The sequence below is a fragment of the Neisseria sp. 27098_8_112 genome, from assembly GCF_041433235.1.
In the GTDB taxonomy this organism is placed as follows: Bacteria; Pseudomonadota; Gammaproteobacteria; order Burkholderiales; family Neisseriaceae; genus Neisseria.
In genome coordinates this window covers 241,865-259,057 of record NZ_JAPWBB010000001.1, presented here as the reverse complement: position 1 = coordinate 259,057, position 17,193 = coordinate 241,865, and the positions used below count along the sequence as shown (strand labels likewise).

The 17,193-nt window shown below is 49.9% G+C and carries 15 protein-coding genes; 7 read left to right on the top strand and 8 right to left on the bottom strand.

Translation table 11 applies throughout. The features are described 5' to 3' along the window. Positions 1-38: 38 nt before the first annotated feature. Positions 39-887 carry an S-formylglutathione hydrolase gene (fghA, locus tag O3682_RS01190; RefSeq protein ID WP_371508077.1) on the bottom strand — a complete coding sequence of 283 codons (849 nt, stop codon included), beginning with the start codon at positions 885-887 and terminating at the stop codon, positions 39-41. A gap of 495 nt (positions 888-1,382) precedes the next feature. Between fghA and O3682_RS01185 the strand changes: the two genes are divergently transcribed. Further along, entirely contained in the window at positions 1,383-3,095 is a 1,713-nt protein-coding gene (locus O3682_RS01185; protein WP_371508076.1) for a proline--tRNA ligase, read from the top strand. A gap of 66 nt (positions 3,096-3,161) precedes the next feature. Here the strand turns inward: O3682_RS01185 and pflA are convergent, their stop codons facing one another. The 5 genes from pflA to bamD form a co-directional block, all read right to left on the bottom strand. Then, a complete protein-coding gene (gene pflA, locus O3682_RS01180; protein ID WP_371508075.1) occupies positions 3,162-3,968 on the bottom strand; it encodes a pyruvate formate lyase 1-activating protein in 807 nt (268 codons plus the stop codon). A gap of 139 nt (positions 3,969-4,107) precedes the next feature. Beyond that, a complete protein-coding gene (gene pflB / locus O3682_RS01175; protein WP_371508074.1) occupies positions 4,108-6,393 on the bottom strand; it encodes a formate C-acetyltransferase in 2,286 nt (761 codons plus the stop codon). 302 nt (positions 6,394-6,695) lie between these two features. After that, entirely contained in the window at positions 6,696-7,994 is a 1,299-nt protein-coding gene (locus tag O3682_RS01170) for an adenylosuccinate synthase (protein ID WP_371508073.1), read from the bottom strand. Positions 7,995-8,037: 43 nt separating this feature from the next. Beyond that, complete coding sequence (locus O3682_RS01165) at positions 8,038-9,195, bottom strand: ATP phosphoribosyltransferase regulatory subunit (protein ID WP_371508072.1); 1,158 nt, start codon at positions 9,193-9,195, stop codon at positions 8,038-8,040. 322 nt (positions 9,196-9,517) lie between these two features. After that, a complete protein-coding gene (gene bamD / locus O3682_RS01160) occupies positions 9,518-10,321 on the bottom strand; it encodes an outer membrane protein assembly factor BamD (RefSeq protein WP_003680807.1) in 804 nt (267 codons plus the stop codon). On the opposite strand from bamD, the gene rluD reads away from it, so the two are divergent. The 6 genes from rluD (at position 10,320) to O3682_RS01130 (ending at position 15,077) form a co-directional block, all read left to right on the top strand. After that, positions 10,320-11,444, top strand: a complete 1,125-nt coding sequence (rluD, locus tag O3682_RS01155) for a 23S rRNA pseudouridine(1911/1915/1917) synthase RluD (protein WP_371508071.1) — start codon at positions 10,320-10,322, stop codon at positions 11,442-11,444. The two genes, bamD and rluD, sit on opposite strands and share 2 nt — an antisense overlap. Before the next feature lie 81 nt (positions 11,445-11,525). Then, on the top strand, positions 11,526-12,296 hold the full coding sequence (pgeF, locus tag O3682_RS01150; RefSeq protein ID WP_371508070.1) for a peptidoglycan editing factor PgeF: 771 nt from the start codon (positions 11,526-11,528) through the stop codon (positions 12,294-12,296). A 119-nt stretch (positions 12,297-12,415) separates the two neighbouring features. Next, positions 12,416-12,895 carry an LPS-assembly lipoprotein LptE gene (locus O3682_RS01145; protein WP_070765016.1) on the top strand — a complete coding sequence of 160 codons (480 nt, stop codon included), beginning with the start codon at positions 12,416-12,418 and terminating at the stop codon, positions 12,893-12,895. Beyond that, positions 12,895-13,896 carry a DNA polymerase III subunit delta gene (gene holA, locus O3682_RS01140; RefSeq protein ID WP_371508069.1) on the top strand — a complete coding sequence of 334 codons (1,002 nt, stop codon included), beginning with the start codon at positions 12,895-12,897 and terminating at the stop codon, positions 13,894-13,896. Before O3682_RS01145 ends, holA begins: the two co-directional genes overlap by 1 nt. Before the next feature lie 145 nt (positions 13,897-14,041). After that, positions 14,042-14,461, top strand: a complete 420-nt coding sequence (locus O3682_RS01135; RefSeq protein WP_128582562.1) for a hypothetical protein — start codon at positions 14,042-14,044, stop codon at positions 14,459-14,461. A gap of 91 nt (positions 14,462-14,552) precedes the next feature. Beyond that, complete coding sequence (locus tag O3682_RS01130; RefSeq protein ID WP_070765014.1) at positions 14,553-15,077, top strand: RDD family protein; 525 nt, start codon at positions 14,553-14,555, stop codon at positions 15,075-15,077. Between the two features lie 94 nt (positions 15,078-15,171). Here O3682_RS01130 and O3682_RS01125 read toward each other — a convergent pair whose 3' ends face one another. Then, positions 15,172-16,407, bottom strand: coding sequence for a beta-ketoacyl-ACP synthase (locus O3682_RS01125; RefSeq protein ID WP_371508068.1), 1,236 nt, complete (start codon positions 16,405-16,407; stop codon positions 15,172-15,174). Then, positions 16,401-17,129, bottom strand: coding sequence for a 3-oxoacyl-ACP reductase FabG (fabG, locus tag O3682_RS01120; protein ID WP_371508067.1), 729 nt, complete (start codon positions 17,127-17,129; stop codon positions 16,401-16,403). Before fabG ends, O3682_RS01125 begins: the two co-directional genes overlap by 7 nt. Positions 17,130-17,193: the final 64 nt, after the last annotated feature.

Sequence of the window (17,193 nt, the reverse complement as noted above, 5' to 3'; positions counted from 1 at the left end):
ATTAATCGGATTTCAGACGGCCTTTTATTCAATACTGCTTAAAGCCCTAATGCCTGAGCGTGAAATTCAACATGCGAATCGATAAAGCTGGCAATAAAGAAATAATCATGCCCATAGCCCGGACGTACTTTATATTGAATATTGAAACCTTTTTCGCGTGCTGAGCGGACAAACCCTTCCGGTTGCAGGACTTCAGGATACAAAGCATCTTCACTGCCGACATCAATCAAAACAGGCAATTTATGTGAGGCCGTCTGAAGCAGCTCTGTACTGTCATAGCGTTTCCATGTTTCCATGTTTTGACCCAAATAAGCTGAAAACGCCTGCCTGCCGCCTTCCGTATCGATAGGATGACATAAAGGCGCAAAGGCAGAAACCGCAGCATATCGGCCGGGATAGTTCAAAGCCAAATGCAGCGCGCCATGCCCGCCCATGCTGAAACCTGCAATGCTGCGCTCTTTCGTTACCGGGAAATTATGCTCAATCAAATCAGGCAACTCTTGGCTGATATAGCTTTCCATTTGGTAATGCTGCGCCCAAGGTGCTTCAGTTGCGTTAACATAAAATCCGGCACCCTGTCCAAGATAATGTTCCTCACTGTCGGCAACATGCTGACCGCGTGGCGAGGTATCCGGAAAAACCACGATAATATTCCATTGCGCCGCAAAGCGCTGGATTCCGCTTTGCCGAACCAATTCAGAACCATCACTATTTAAGCCGGAAAGAAAATATAAAACAGGCGCGGGATAACCTTTTAAGACTTGTGGCGGCAGATAGACATCAAATACCATATCCGTCTGGCAGGTTTGAGAAAAGTGGTGGTAGCGTTCCTGATGCCCGTTAAACATCTTTCTGCGTTCCAGCAAATGCAATTCTAAATTTTTCATTTTATCCTTGTAAGGAAACAGCAATAAGCAGAATGTTAGCGTAAAACCTGCCCATCGTGTTGTTACCCCATCTTTTTAAGGCAACCAAATCTGCTTTAAACAAGGCTTGACAATCATGCGAAATCATTACGCCGACAGCATTTAAAATCTATACACAATCTCTGTGGATAAATCTGTTGATAAGCTTTGGGTAATCGTAAAATTTTCTTTAGGAACAAACCAAGTCTTAAATTGACTAAAATTTAATCAAATAAAACTTAATAAAATCAAATAGTTATATTTATAAGATTTTACTATAATCATACAGTGAAAATTTATAGGTAAAACAAGGTTATGCGGCTTTGTGCATAAATTAGGGTTGACATCCCTAAAAATCGCCCCGAATCAAAAGCTGCGTAAAACAACGGCCGATTTCATCAGATGCCATTCAAAAGACGCGCGGCCACACATTTTGCGTTACAATACGCACTTATTTTCAAGAAAGAAAAATACGCCATGAAAGCCTCCCAGTTCTTCATTTCTACCCTTAAAGAAGCCCCTGCCGAAGCCGCACTTGCCAGCCACAAGCTGATGATTCGTGCCGGTTTGATCAAAGCCAACGCATCTGGTCTTTATACTTGGATGCCGATGGGTCTGCGCGTATTGCGCAAAGTTGAAAATATCGTGCGCGAAGAAATGGCCCGTGCAGGTAGTGTGGAGCTGCTGATGCCGGTGGTACAACCTGCCGAACTATGGCAGGAATCCGGCCGCTGGGAGTTTTATGGTAAAGAACTGCTGCGCCTGAAAGACCGTCATGACCGTGATTTCTGCATGGGTCCGACTTGTGAAGAAGTGATTGCCGACATCGTGCGCAAAGAAGTCAACAGCTACAAACAACTGCCGAAAAACTTTTACCACATCCAAACCAAATTCCGCGATGAAGTGCGTCCGCGCTTCGGTGTGATGCGTGCGCGCGAGTTCGTCATGAAAGACGCTTATTCCTTCCATGCCGACTATGTCTCGCTTCAGACGACCTATCAAGATATGTACGACGCTTACTACCGTATCTTCACCCGTTTGGGTTTGGAATTCCGTCCTGTTGCCGCGGATACTGGCAGCATCGGCGGTACTGGCTCTCACGAATTCCAAGTATTGGCTGAAAGCGGCGAAGACGTTATTGCATATAGCGACACTTCCGATTACGCCGCCAATATCGAGCTGGCGCCGACTTTGCCGCTTAAAGGCGAACGCGCCGCTGCTCAGGCCGAGTTAACCAAAGTACATACGCCAAACGTCAAAACCATTGAGTCTTTAGTTGAATTCCTCAATATTCCGGTTGAACAAACCCTTAAATCCATCGTGGTCGAAGGCGAAAACGAAGGCAAACTCGTCCTGCTGCTGTTACGTGGCGACCATGAATTTAACGACATCAAGGCGGAAAAACTGGCCGGCGTGAAATCGCCACTGACCATGGCAAGCCCTGCGGCGATTGTTGAACAGTTCGGCGCAAACGGCGGCTCTCTCGGCCCTGTCGGATTTAAAGGTAAAGTCTATGCGGATTTCGCTACCGAAAAAGGGGCAGATTGGGTTATCGGCGCAAACGAAGACAACTACCACTATACCGGCTTTAACTTCGGCCGAGATGCTGCCGAGCCTGAATTTGTCGATTTGCGCAATGTCATCGAAGGCGATATCAGCCCTGACGAACAAGGCCGTCTGAAACTGGCACGCGGTATTGAAGTCGGCCACGTTTTCCAATTACGCGATAAATATACCCAAGCCATGAACGTCAGCTTCTTGGACAATAACGGCAAATCCCAAATTATGGAAATGGGCTGCTACGGTATCGGTATTACCCGCGTTGTTGCCGCCGCCATCGAGCAAAACAACGACGAAAAAGGCATTGTTTGGACCAAAGCAATGGCGCCGTTTGAAGTCGTGATTGTACCGATGAACTACAAAAAATCAGATGCCGTACGCGAAGCCGCCGACAAAATCTATGCCGAGCTTTTGGCTGCCGGTGCGGATGTATTGCTGGATGACCGCGACGAACGTGCAGGCGTATTGCTGAATGACTCCGAGCTGTTGGGCATCCCTCACCGCATCGTCATCGGCGATCGCGCCTTAAAAGAAGGCAATGTCGAATATGCCGAACGCCGTGACAATCAAGCTCAAGCCGTTGCAGTATCAGAAGTTGTCGCCAAGGTTTTGGCCGCATTGAACGCTTAAGTCTTTTTCAATCATGAAAAGGCCGTCTGAAACTGATTATTTCGTTTCAGACGGCCTTTTTCTATTTTAATAAATAATATTTTTTCCGTAACTCTCTAATATTTCTTTGATTTTCAAAATGGTTTCTTTAGGCGGCGGATGTACGCCTTTTAATTTGTATTCGTCGCCGCACAAAGCCCATTTGTGTGCGCCCAATTCGTGATACGGCAAAAGCTCGACCATTTCGACATTATCCATATCACCGATAAACTCGCCCAATAAATGCGCTGAATGCTCATCATCGGTATAACCGGGAACAACCACATAGCGCACACGCGTCGGCTGATTGCGTTCGGCAAGATAGCGCGCGAATTTCAGCGTTTTGGTATTTGGGATACCGACAAGCACTTTATGAATTTCAGGATCGATTTGTTTTAAGTCGAGCATGACTAAATTGGTATGATCGAGCAAATCATCCAAAATCGAATCATAGTGCAAAGCATAGCCATTGCTGTCGAGACAGGTATGGATATCGTGCTCCCGACAGGCCGTAAACCAATCGCGTACAAACTCATATTGCAATAACGGCTCGCCGCCGGTTGCCGTTACGCCTCCGCCTGTTGCACGCAGATAATGACGATAGGTCATGACTTGCTTCATCACGGTTGCCACATCCAATTCTTGCGCCTGCTCGGTATGCAAATCCCAAGTATCGCGATTATGGCAATACAGGCAGCGCATCAGGCAACCTTGCAAAAAAAGCACGTAGCGCAAACCCGGACCATCGACAGCACCGCAAGATTCAATAGAATGAATAATGCCTTTGCCGTTATAGTGACGGTGGCCAAGGTCTTTCAGTTCCGGCTCGGGGGTAATGGCAAAAGTCGTGGACATAGTGTTCGGCTCAAAAATGTTTTTGCTTATATGGATTGTACGATAATAAAGGCCGTCTGAACATTTCAGACGGCCTTGGAGCTTTGTTTCAAAACAAACCAAATGCAAATTTAGCTTCTGGTTTGTTTCTCCACCCGGATTACATGGTTTCTGTGAACGTACGGGTAATCACGTCAAGCTGTTGTTCGCGGGTCAGCGAGTTGAAGCGAACCGCATAACCGGACACACGAATGGTCAACTGCGGATATTTCTCCGGATTGTGCATCGCATCTTCCAAAGTCTCGCGATTCAATACGTTGACGTTCAAGTGTTGGCCGCCTTCCAAAATACCGTCTTCATGGTGGAAATAACCGTCCATCAGACCGGCAAGGTTGCGTTCGCGAGAATGCTCGTCTTTACCCAACGCGCCGGGAATAATGGAGAAGGTATAAGAAATACCGTCTTTGGCAAACTCAAATGGCAGTTTGGCTACGGAAGTCAATGAAGCGACTGCACCGTTGACGTCACGGCCGTGCATTGGGTTTGCACCCGGACCAAATGGAGCACCTGCACGGCGGCCGTCTGGAGTATTACCGGTTTTCTTACCGTAAACGACGTTGGAAGTAATGGTCAGTACGGACTGAGTTGGAGTAGCGTTGCGGTAAGTTTTGTGGGTCGCCACTTTTTTCATGAAACGTTCAACCAAATCGCAGGCGATATCGTCAACGCGGTCATCGTTGTTACCAAATTGTGGGTATTCGCCTTCGATTTCAAAGTCAACGGCAATGCCGTTTTCGTCACGAATCGGTTTCACTTTGGCGTATTTAATGGCAGACAGGGAGTCGGCAGCCACAGACAAACCGGCGATACCACATGCCATTGTACGGATCACATCACGGTCATGCAATGCCATCAACGCGGCTTCGTAGCTGTATTTGTCGTGCATGTAGTGAATAATGTTCAGCGCGGTAACGTATTGGGTTGCCAACCAATCCATGAATTTGTCCATGCGCTCAAAGACAGTGTCGTAGTCCAAAACTTCGTCCATAATCGGCTCGGTTTTCGGACCAACTTGCTCTTTAGATTTCTCGTCCACGCCGCCGTTGATTGCGTACAGCAGAGTTTTAGCCAAGTTAGCACGTGCGCCGAAGAACTGCATTTGTTTGCCGACCACCATCGGGCTGACGCAGCAGGCAATGGCGTAGTCGTCGCTATTGAAGTCAGGGCGCATCAAATCGTCGTTTTCGTATTGGATGGAGGAAGTATCGATGGATACTTTGGCGCAGAATTCTTTAAAGCCTTGCGGCAGTTGTTCTGACCACAATACAGTGATGTTTGGCTCAGGAGACGGGCCCATGTTGTACAGGGTATGCAGCACGCGGAAGTTGGTGCGGGTTACCAGCGTACGGCCGTCCAAGCCCATACCGCCGATGGATTCGGTTGCCCAAATCGGGTCGCCGGAGAAGAGTTGGTCGTATTCGGGCGTACGCAGGAAACGGACCATACGCAGTTTCATCACCAAGTGGTCAATGAATTCTTGAGCTTGGGTTTCGGTAATCACACCGTTTTTCAGGTCGCGTTCGATGTAAATATCCAAGAATGAAGATACACGGCCGAAGGACATCGCTGCGCCGTTTTGAGATTTAACGGCAGCGAGGTAGGCGAAGTAAGTCCATTGGATCGCTTCTTGTGCATTTTTTGCAGGGCCGGAAATATCGTAGCCGTAAGAAGCCGCCATTTCTTTCATTTGGTTCAATGCTTTATATTGCTCATTGATTTCTTCGCGGCGGCGGATCACTTCTTCCAAGTCCACACCGTTTTCCAAATCGGCTTGCAGTGAGTTGAACTGGTTGAGTTTGTCTTTCATCAAGAAGTCGATACCGTACAATGCCACACGGCGGTAGTCACCGATAATACGGCCACGGCCATAAGCATCCGGCAGACCGGTAATCACGCCTGATTTACGGCAGCGGCGGATGTCGGGCGTATAAACGTCAAATACGCCTTGGTTGTGGGTTTTGCGGTATTTGGTGAAAATTTCGCTGACTTCGGGATTCAATTCAACGTTGTACACTTTGCACGCGTCTTGCACCATTTTCAAACCGCCAAACGGCATGATAGAGCGTTTCAAAGGCTCGTCTGTTTGCAGGCCGACGATGGTTTCCAAATCTTTGTCGATATAGCCTGGAGCATGGCTGGTAATGCCAGAGACGATTTGCGCGTCGATTTTATACGGCTCGTGTGTACGGTTTTCAACCTTGATGCCTTCCATCACTTCCGCCCACAGCTTGGTTGTGGCTTCAGTTGCAGGTGCTAAGAATGAAGCATCGCCCTCATATGGCGTGTAATTTTTTTGAATAAAATCGCGGACATCTACGTTGGTTTCCCAGTTACCACCGACAAAACCTTCCCAAGCGGCAGGACGTTGCTGAACATCATTTGACATATCAAGCTCCTAATTTTATTGAAAATATAGACTGTAAATTTTCTGAAAGGATAACATCAATACCCATTTATTTACAGAGGTTTTTGTGAAATAAAATTACAGATTTAGTTTTTCTTGATTTACGTCAATGAGAATAATTGTTACTTGGTACTACATCTCACTTTCCAAACATTCGTACTTAAAAACAGCGTAAAATACAAAATTCAGCCCTGAAGACAGATGTCGTTCAGGGCTGAATGTTTATTGCATTTCATATAAAAGGCCGTCTGAAAATTCAGACGGCCTTTTATTCACTTAATCAATTAAGCAAACGGATGATGCAAAACGATGGTTTCTTCACGGTCAGGACCGGTTGAAACAATGGCCACAGGCGCACCACACACTTCTTCGATACGTTTCAGATAAGCTTTAGCGTTTTCAGGCAGCTTGTCGTACTCTTTCACGCCGAAAGTCGACTCGCTCCAACCCGGCATGGTTTCGTAAATCGGTTTGCAGGTTTCTACCGCATCAGAGCCGCAAGGCAGAATGTCGGTTTTGCTGCCATCAGGCAATTCATAACCTACACAGATATTGATGTTTTCAATACCATCCATCACATCCAGCTTGGTAATGCACATGCCGGAAATGCCGTTAACTTGAATAGAGCGTTTCAGAGCAGCCGCGTCAAACCAACCGCAACGACGCGCACGACCGGTTACGGAGCCGAATTCATGGCCGCGCTCAGCCAAACCTGCGCCCACTTCATCAAACAATTCAGTCGGGAATGGACCGGAACCCACACGGGTGGTATAGGCTTTAACGATACCCAAAACGTAATCCAGCATTTGCGGACCTACGCCTGCACCTGCAGAAGCGGCACCAGCCAAACAGTTGGAAGAAGTTACAAACGGATAAGTACCGTAGTCGATGTCCAGCAACGTACCTTGTGCGCCTTCAAACAACAGGCTTTCGCCCTTGCGGTTTTTCTCGTTCAAAACACGGGAAACATCGGTAATCATCGGCGTAATGCGCGGTGCAACTTTTTCAATGACCGCCATCACGTCTTCAACTTTTACCGGCTTGGCATTGTGCAGGTGTTGCAACTGAACATTGTAATAAGCCAAAACAGCTTCCAGTTTTTCAACCAGTTTTTCAGGGTGCAACAAGTCCACCACGCGAATCGCGCGACGGGCAACTTTATCTTCATAGGCTGGGCCGATGCCGCGCCCGGTTGTACCAATTTTGCTTTTACCGCGGGAAGCTTCGCGAGCTTGGTCAAGCGCGATGTGGTAAGGCAGAATCAATGGGCAGGTCGGCGCAATTTTCAGACGGCCTTCAACGTTTTTCACACCGGCAGCGTTCAATTCGTCGATTTCACCCAACAATGCTTCAGGAGAAACCACGACGCCTGATCCGATGAAGCAGTCCAAAGTCTCATGCAAAATGCCGCTTGGAATCAGGCGCAAAATGGTTTTTTTGCCACCGACGACCAAAGTATGGCCGGCATTGTGGCCACCTTGGAAACGTACAACACCGCTGGTTTCTTCCGCCAGCCAGTCAACAATCTTACCTTTGCCTTCATCACCCCATTGGGCACCGATTACGACAACATTTTTAGCCATAGCCATCTAACCTTATTTCAGATACAAAATTTCAAAATAAAACTCAATCGTTCAAAGCGATTACTTTCCAAACGCCGTCTACCTGCTTCAGACGGCCTGTAACCTCTTCCGAACCGTTATAGCCGATACCGTAATCGATAACGACACATTGTCCTTGTTCGCGCAAAGCATCTACCGCTTCTTGAGCTGCGGGCATGTCTTTTACATCGACAGCCACCACGGATTCCCGTCCGATAGCAGGAAGGCGGCCGATGAAGCTGCGCAAATCAAAACTGAATCCGGCTGCAGGACGCGCTCGTCCGAAGTATCCGCCCAATCCGTCATAACGGCCGCCGCGTGCTACAGCATCATGACGGTTTGAACCATAAGCTGCGTAAAGCAAACCGGTATGGTAATTGTCAACACGCAGTTCCGACAAATCGATATGCACTTTTTGATTTGGGAACGCATCGCATACTGCCTGCAATTCATCCAAGGCCGCACTGACTGCGGACAATTCCGGTAATTTCTCTCTAGCCACAGTCAGCACTTCACGACCGCCATACAATCGGGGCAACAGTGAAAACGCTTTTGCCCACATACCGTCGAGTTTCCACTCTTTGACCAACTGGCTGACGGCCTCGGCATCTTTGTCCTGCATTGATGAAAGCAGGGTTGCCGATTGCTGCTCATTCAAATGCGCGGCATTTGCCAAAGCACGGAATACGCCGATATGGCCCAATGAAAGCAAGACTTCGCCCATATCGGCAATTTTCATGCTTTTCAGCATCAAATCAATCAATTCAATATCCGCTTCAATGCCTTCCAAGCCGTACATTTCCGCACCCGCCTGCAAAGGCTCGCGCATATTGAGCAATCCGTCAGGCCGCGCATGAAGCACCGAACCGGCATAGCATAAACGGTTGATGCCTTGGTTGGTGGAAAGCAAGTGGGCATCAATGCGCGCCACCTGCGGCGTAATATCCGCACGGATACCGAGCTGGCGGCCGCTGAGCTGATCGACGACCAAAATGGTTTTCAAAGACAAACCGGCATCGATATGCGTCAATAAGGAATGGCTGTATTCCATCAATGGCGGTTGCACCAATTCATAACCATGCACGCGGAACAAAGCCAATAGCCGCTCACGGGCGCTTTCCAGTTGTCGGGCATTGGTCGGTAACACGTCGGCAACGTGTTCAGGAAGCTGCCAAGACTTCATGAGAATCTACCTCTGTTTTTTGTAAACATAAAGGGCTGCTTAAATTTAAAACCAAATCAGCCTGACGACTGAAATTTTCCTGAATGCATCAATAGCAAATCCGATGCAGCTTCAACAAAACTGATTTTAAATTTAAACAGCCCCTGAGTAACGGCTTCAAACCGTCGAGTTATTAAAATCAGACTTTACCATATTAAAACGAATTTTGCACCCTGTTTACAGAGAGCGTAAAAAAACATTAAAAACAAAGGCCGTCTGAAAACCAAATGCATAGCTGCATCATTTTCAGACGGCCTTAATTCATGCCTGAACAACCCGACGCTTAGCGCCAGTAACGCCACCAAGGCATATCGTCAGATCGCCATTCGTGTTGCAAGAACGGGCTTTGCGGGAAGTTGGTTTCCAAAACACGGCGTGTATCGGCAGCCAGTTGCGGCTTGTCCAGTTTTTTGTATGCCAATTCCATCATCGCCAAAGCTTCTTCGACGTAACGGGTATTTTGGTAACGGCTAACGATTTTTTGCGCACGGTTGGCCGCTGCGACATAAGCACCGCGTTTCATGTAATAACGCGCCACAGATATTTCGTTACCACCCAAAGCGTCCACCAGTTTGGCCATACGCTCAGTTGCATCGGCAGCGTATTTGCTGTTTGGATAACGTTGAACCAACTCCGCAAACGCCTGATAAGCATCGCGGTTGGCTTTCGGGTCGCGGTCGGACCAGTCTTGGGAAGCCAGCTTGTTCAAGAAAGACTGGTCTTCGTTAAACAGGACCAAACCTTTCAAGTACAGCGCGTAGTCCATATTCGGGTGTTGCGGATGATGGCGTTGGAAGCGCGCAATGGCAGCCAAGGCTTTTTCCGGCTCATCGTCTTTATAATAGGCATACGCCGTATCCAACTGGGACTGCTGGGCATAGCGGCCGTTTGGAAAACGGGACTCTAAAATTTCGTATAACTTGACAGCTCGCGTATAATTGTTGCTGTTCAATTCGTCTTGCGCTTCGGCATAAAGCTTTTCCACACTCCAATCTTGAGTAATTTGGGCGTCTTTATCGATTGTGCCTTTATTTGCGCAGGCACTCAGTGCCAAACCTAAAGAAACTACTAAAAGAATTTTTTTCATGCAGAATACTTCCTTTGATAACGAAGCCGATTATAGCGATGATTTAGACTTTCCGTCATCCCCTGAAACAGAAAGTTGTGTTAATTTGACCGTTCCGCTCGAAATGGCGGGCGGAAGGCTGGATGCCGTATTGGCCAAACTCATGCCCGACTACTCGCGCAGCCGCCTGAGTTCGTGGATTAAAGAGGGTGCAGTCATTGTAAACGATAAGCCCGCGCAACCCAAAGATAAAATGATAGGCGGTGAATTGATTGCCGTTACGGTACGTCCGAGCGAAGAAAACCTTGCGTTCACGCCCGAACCCATGGATTTGGACATTATTTATGAAGACGATACCGTCATCGTCATCAACAAACCGGCCGGGTTGGTCGTCCATCCTGCCGCAGGCAACTGGAGCGGCACCCTGCTCAACGGACTGCTGGCGCACTGTCCCGAATTAAGTCAAGTGCCGCGTGCGGGCATCGTACACCGTTTGGACAAAGAAACCAGCGGCCTGATGGTGGTCGCCAAGACCTTGCCAGCGCAAAATTCATTAGTTCAACAGCTTCAAGAGCGCACAGTCAAACGCATTTACCGTGCAGTCGCCAACGGCATTGTTCCTTTCGACGGCAAAATCGAAACCCAAATCGGCCGCGATCCGCATAACCGCCTGAAAATGGCAGTCGTCAAATTCGGCGGCAAACCTGCCATTACCCACGTCAAAGTGTTGGAACGTTATCTGGCACACAGCTACATCGAATGCTCGCTCGAAACCGGCCGCACGCACCAAATCCGCGTTCATATGCGCGAAGCCAACCATCCGCTGGCCGCCGACCCGGTTTACGGCAACCTGCGCCATCCATGCAGCGACGCGGTTAAAGAAGCCATCAAAGCCCTTGGTGCGCGCCAAGCCCTGCACGCCTACCGCTTGAGCTTTGTACATCCGAAAACCGGCAAAACCGTTTCCTTTGAAGCACCTATACCTGACGATATGTACCACCTGCTTTCCGTCCTGCGTCTGGAAGCCGGTTTGGATTCGTCCCTAAGCAACGAGGAAGAATGGCAAGAGAAATTCGGCATGGACGATGACGATGATTGGAATGAAGACGACTACGATGTCGAAGTCGTTTATGTAAGGGATTAAACCCATTTTTCAGACGGCCTAAAATATTATTTCAGGCCGTCTGAAATCAATCCGTTCCAATATTTCAGCGACTCAAAGATTATGAAAACCATCACAGATACCCTAAACCTCGCCCCGCAAGACAAGAACTTTTTGACTGCCGACTGGCCTGCCCCTGCCAATGTCAAAACGCTTATTACCACACGCAACGGCGGTGTCAGCGAAGGCGTGTACCGCAGCCTGAATGTCGGTTCGCACGTCGGCGACAATCTGGAAGCCGTGCTCCGCAACCGCGAAATCGTACAGGAACAAGTCGGCCTGCCCGTTGCCTACCTCAATCAAATCCACAGCACCATTGTTGTGAACGCAGCCGAAGCGTTAGGCAATACGCCAGACGCCGATGCCTCGGTGGATACAACGGGAACAGTCGCTTGCGCTTCGATGACTGCCGATTGCCTGCCTGTCTTGTTTTGCGACAAAGCAGGGACAGTCGTTGCAGCAGCTCATGCAGGTTGGCGCGGTTTGGCCGGTGGCGTTTTGCAAAACACTATTGCAGCAATGAATGTCGAGCCGTTGGAAATCATGGCCTATCTCGCCCCTGCCATCGGCCCTGATGCGTTTGAAGTGGGGCAAGATGTATTTGATGCGTTTTGCACCTCTACGCCGGAAGCTGTCGATGCGTTTGAAGACATCGGCAGCGGCAAATACCTTGCCGACATTTACGCTTTGGCGCGCATGGTTCTGCACCGCGAAGGCGTGAACATGATTTATGGCGGCACCCATTGCACCGTCTTGGAACGCGATACTTTCTTCTCCTATCGCCGCGACGGACAAACCGGCCGCATGGTCAGCCTGATTTGGCTGGAAAAATAAGCGTTGTATCTTATAGACAAGGCCGTCTGAAATACTTTCCGTTTACGGTTTCAGACGGCCTAAACATTATTCGTTATAATCCGACGATACCGTAACCGGTTTCAACGAAGGAATATCTAATGAAAAAAATCCTATTGCCAGCACTCGCCCTATTGCTTGCCTCTTGCGGTTTCCACCTGAAAGGCACAGGCGTGACTTCTCAGCCGCTGCCTTATCAGAACTGGCATGTAGAAGGCGGAGCCGTCATGCAAAAAGCGCTGGAAAATGCCTTACGCCGTGCCGACGGCCATCCGGTTAGCGAAGCCGAATCACAAATCACCCTGCGCGTTGTCGACTTTCAAAAACGCCGCGATATCTACACCATCACCCGCGCCGCCGCAATCAACGAATACCTGCTGGCCATGACCGTCAAAGTCCAAGCCTTCCGCAACGGCGAGCCGGTTGGCGAACCGATGGAAGTTAAGGTTCACCGCACCATGGACTACGCCGACAGCGAAGTTTTGGGCAAACAGGAAGAGGAAGAAACCATTTGGTCTGAAATGCGCATCGACGCCGCAGATCAAATCGTCCGCCGCCTGACTTTCCTGAAAGCGCAATAATGGCTGCCGCGCCCATTGAGAGCCTGCGCCCCGATACGCCGCTCAAACCGTTGTACATTATTCACGGCGAAGAGGATTTGTTGCGTATCGAGGCTTTGGATACCCTGCGCGCAGCCGCAAAAAAACAAGGTTATCTCAACCGTGAAGTCTATACCGCCGAAAACAATTTTGACTGGAACGAGCTGTTGCAAAGTGCCGGCAGCGCAGGTTTGTTTGCCGATTTGAAACTGCTGGAAATCCACATTCCCAACGGCAAACCCGGAAAAAATGGAGGCGATGCCCTGCAAACCTTCGCCGAACGCCTGCCCGAAGATACGGTTACGCTCATCCTCCTGCCCAAGCTTGAAAAAGCGCAAATCCAGTCCAAATGGTTTTCCGCATTGGCAGGCAAAGGCATCGTCTTAGAAGCCAAAGCCGTTGCGCCACATGCTTTGCCGCAATGGATACAGGGCCGTCTGAAACAGCAGGGTTTGGATATCGAACCTGAAGCACTCGCCCTTTTTGCCGAGCGCGTCGAAGGCAATCTTTTGGCCGCCCGTCAGGAAATCGAAAAACTCGCTCTGCTCTATCCACAAGGCCATTTGATCAATATTGCCGACGCAGAGGCCGCGGTTGCCACCGTCGCCCGCTTCGACGTATTCCAACTGGCGGGCGCATGGATGAAAGGCGATGCCCTGCGCGTTTCCCGTTTGCTGGACGGTTTGGAAGAAGAAGGCGAAGAGCCGGTTTTGCTGTTGTGGGCGGTTGCCGAGGACATCCGCACCCTAATCCGCCTGACTGCCGCACTCAAGCAGGGACAAAACATCCAAAGCCTGCGCAACAGCCTGCGTTTATGGGGCGACAAGCAGACCCTTGCACCGATGGCAGCCAAACGCATTTCCATCAACCGCCTGCTCGACGCGCTCAAAACCTGCGCCAAAATCGACCGCATCATCAAAGGCGCGGAAGATGGCGATGCATGGACCGAGTTCAAACAGCTCGTCACTTCGCTGGCCGCTTGAAACCGTTGCCACGCGTCAAGAAACTTGCACGCAATACGCCCCAAAAACAGAAAATACTGTAAAATAGCGTAAACTCAAATTCAGGCCGTCTGAACCTCGCATTTCAGACGGCCTCTTCCAGCAAAAACAAGGAAACACCAACCATATGGATAATAAAACCAAACTTCGCATCGGCAGCCTGGCCCTGCTGACCACTGCCGTATTAAGCCTCATCATCGTTCTGATCGTCGATTCATGGCCGCTGGCCATCCTGTTGGCCGTCATCATCGTGGCCGCTGCCGCAGGTGGTTTCGTTTGGACTTCACGCCGTCAGCAACGCCAATTCCTCGAGCGCCTGAAAAAATTCGACATCGATCCGGAAAAAGGCCGTATCAACGAAGCCAACCTGCGTCGTATGTACCACAGCGGCGGCCAACATCAAAAAGACGCAATTACCTTGGTTTGCCTGTCGCAAAAATGTTCCGTTGACGAAGCGCACGCCATCTTCAAAAAACGTCCGACCCGTCAGGAAATGAACCAAATGGCTGCCCAACAGGCACGCGGTCAAAAACGTCCACATCGCTAATCCCGACAGTAACAGGCCGTCTGAACATCCCACTCCGTTTCAGACGGCCTGTTTTTATTTCCATCAAACCCATTTCCGTTTCCATCGCATTATGACCCGTCTTCCCACTGCCCCTCTCAAACGCCGCCTCGCCGCACTGGTTTACGAACTTCTGCTGACCGGCGCCGTTACCAGCATTGCCGCCCTTGCAGCCGGTATTGTCGCCATCTTTCTCAATCCCGTTTCCACGCGCCTGTCCATGCTGGCAACCTGTCTGATTTTGTTCTATGCATGGTGGCTCTACTTCCGCGCCAACTGGCACAAAAAAGGCCAAACCCTTGCCATGCAGACATGGAAAATCGGCTTAGCCGATAAAAACGATACCCAGCCGCCCCTGCCGCAGCTGCGCCTGCGCTTTATTTGGGCCAGCATTTTTATTGTTTTCATTCCCCTGTTTGCCTACGCCGGATTGCGCCATCTGCTCAATATCCCTCCTAAAGGCGCATTCGGCGCCGCGCTCATTTGGCTCATCCTGCCATGGGGCTTTGCCCTGTTCCATCCCGACCGCCAGTTCCTCTACGACTTCTTGGCCGGAACAAGGCTGGTGGATTTGAATCAGAAGAAAACAAACGAATAAAATCCAAAAGCGACTCAAGCTCTTAATAAAATAAAGGCCGTCTGAAACTCAAGATAAGTTTCAGACGGCCTTTAATCATGAAATCAAGTAATAATTATTCTTGCCAACGTTTGAACACCAGCGAAGTATTGACGCCGCCAAAAGCAAAGTTATTGCTGACCACATAATCAGTTTGAATCTCACGTCCGCCTGTTAGAATGTAATCTACCTTGCCGCAACGCGAATCGATGTTTTCCAAATTGACAGTTGGCGCAAACCAGCCATTGTTCATCATTTCAATGGTAAACCAGGCTTCCAATGCGCCACACGCGCCGAGTGTATGGCCGAGATAACTTTTTTGCGAACTCATCGGCACAAAACCAAACACTGCCTCAGTCGCCAATGTTTCGGCAATATCGCCTTTTTCAGTCGCCGTACCGTGGCCGCTGACGTAGCCGACTTTATCAGGCGTAATACCGGCGTCTTTCAGCGCAAGCTCCATACATTTCTGCATAGTTTCTTTTTGCGGTTGGGTAACGTGGCTGCCGTCGCTGTTGGCACCATAGCCGACAAGCTCGGCATAGATTTTCGCACCGCGCGCACGGGCGTGTTCCAATTCTTCCAATACGAAAATGCCTGCGCCTTCGCCGATGACCAAGCCGTCTCGAGCGTTGTCGTAAGGGCGCGGCGTCAGCTCAGGTTCGCCGTTGCGGCGGCTGGCTGCATAAAGTGAATCGAAAACATAAACTTCAGACGGACAAAACTCTTCGCCGCCACCAGCCAGCATCATATCAATCAAGCCGTATTTAATCGCTTCGTAGGCATAACCAATGCCTTGGCTGCCGGACGAACACGCGCTCGATGTCGGGATAATGCGGCCTTTCAAGCCGAAGAAAATGCCGATATTGGCGGCAGTCGTATGCGGCATCATGCGCACATAAGTATTGGCGTTGAAATTGCGCGATGTACCCGTAGTTAGAAGTTCGCCCATATCGCCGATGTCTTTGGTACTGCCGACAGACGAGCCGCACGCTACGCCCATACGGCCGTCTGTAATGCTTTCATCACCCAGCAAACCCGCATCCGTCAAGGCTTGCTCTGCCGCATCGACACACAAATGCGACACGCGCCCCATACTTCTAAGCTGCTTGCGCGTCCAGTGCTCTGGAGGGGAATAGCCTTCAATCGGCGCGCCCAGTTGCGCTTCCAATTCAGGAAAGCGTCCGCTCCAGTCCATGTATTTGACCGCATTTTTTTCGGCTTTAAAGGCCGTCTGAATACTTTGCCAATCACGGCCGAAGGCGGTAATACCGCCGATACCTGTTACTACGACTCTTCTGGTATTCAACACAAACCTCCGTTCACAGCAATCACTTGGCGCGTAATGTACGCCGCTTTCTCATCCATCAAAAAGCGCACCGCATGCGCTACTTCCTCGGGCAATCCCATGCGCGCGGCAGGGACGGCCTTTAAGATTTCTTCGACAGGCACGTTCTCATCGATAATATCGGTATCGATAAGGCCCGGCGCCACGCAGTTGACGGTAATTTTTCGTTTTGCCAACTCAACCGCCAAGGCTTTTGCCGCGCCGATTAAGCCCGCTTTGGACGCGCTGTAATTGACCTGACCGCGGTTGCCCGTCAAACCGGATACTGACGCCATGCACACAATCCGTCCGACTTTGCGGCGGCGAATCATCGGCATGGTCAAAGGGTGCAGCACATTATAAAAACCGTCCAAATTGGTACGCAACACCAAGTCCCAATCATCATCTGTAAAAGCAGGAAACGCATTGTCTCGCGTCAGGCCGGCATTCAGCACCACGCCGTAATATGTGCCGTTTGCCTCAATGTCGGCAGTCAAAATTTCTCGGCAGGCTTCGCGGTCGGACACGTCAAACTGCAACACGCGCGCATTTCTACCCAATGCACGGATTTCTTCCGCGACAGCTTCCGCTTCATCGCGGCGGCTGCGGCAGTGGACAACAATATCAAAGCCGTCCTGCGCCAAACCAAGCGCGACGGCTTTGCCGATACCGCGATTAGACCCCGTAATTAAAATAGTTTCACTCATACGTTTTCTCACTATATCGACAGGCCGTCTGAATCTTTGTCTTTTCAGACGGCCTTGTAAACGG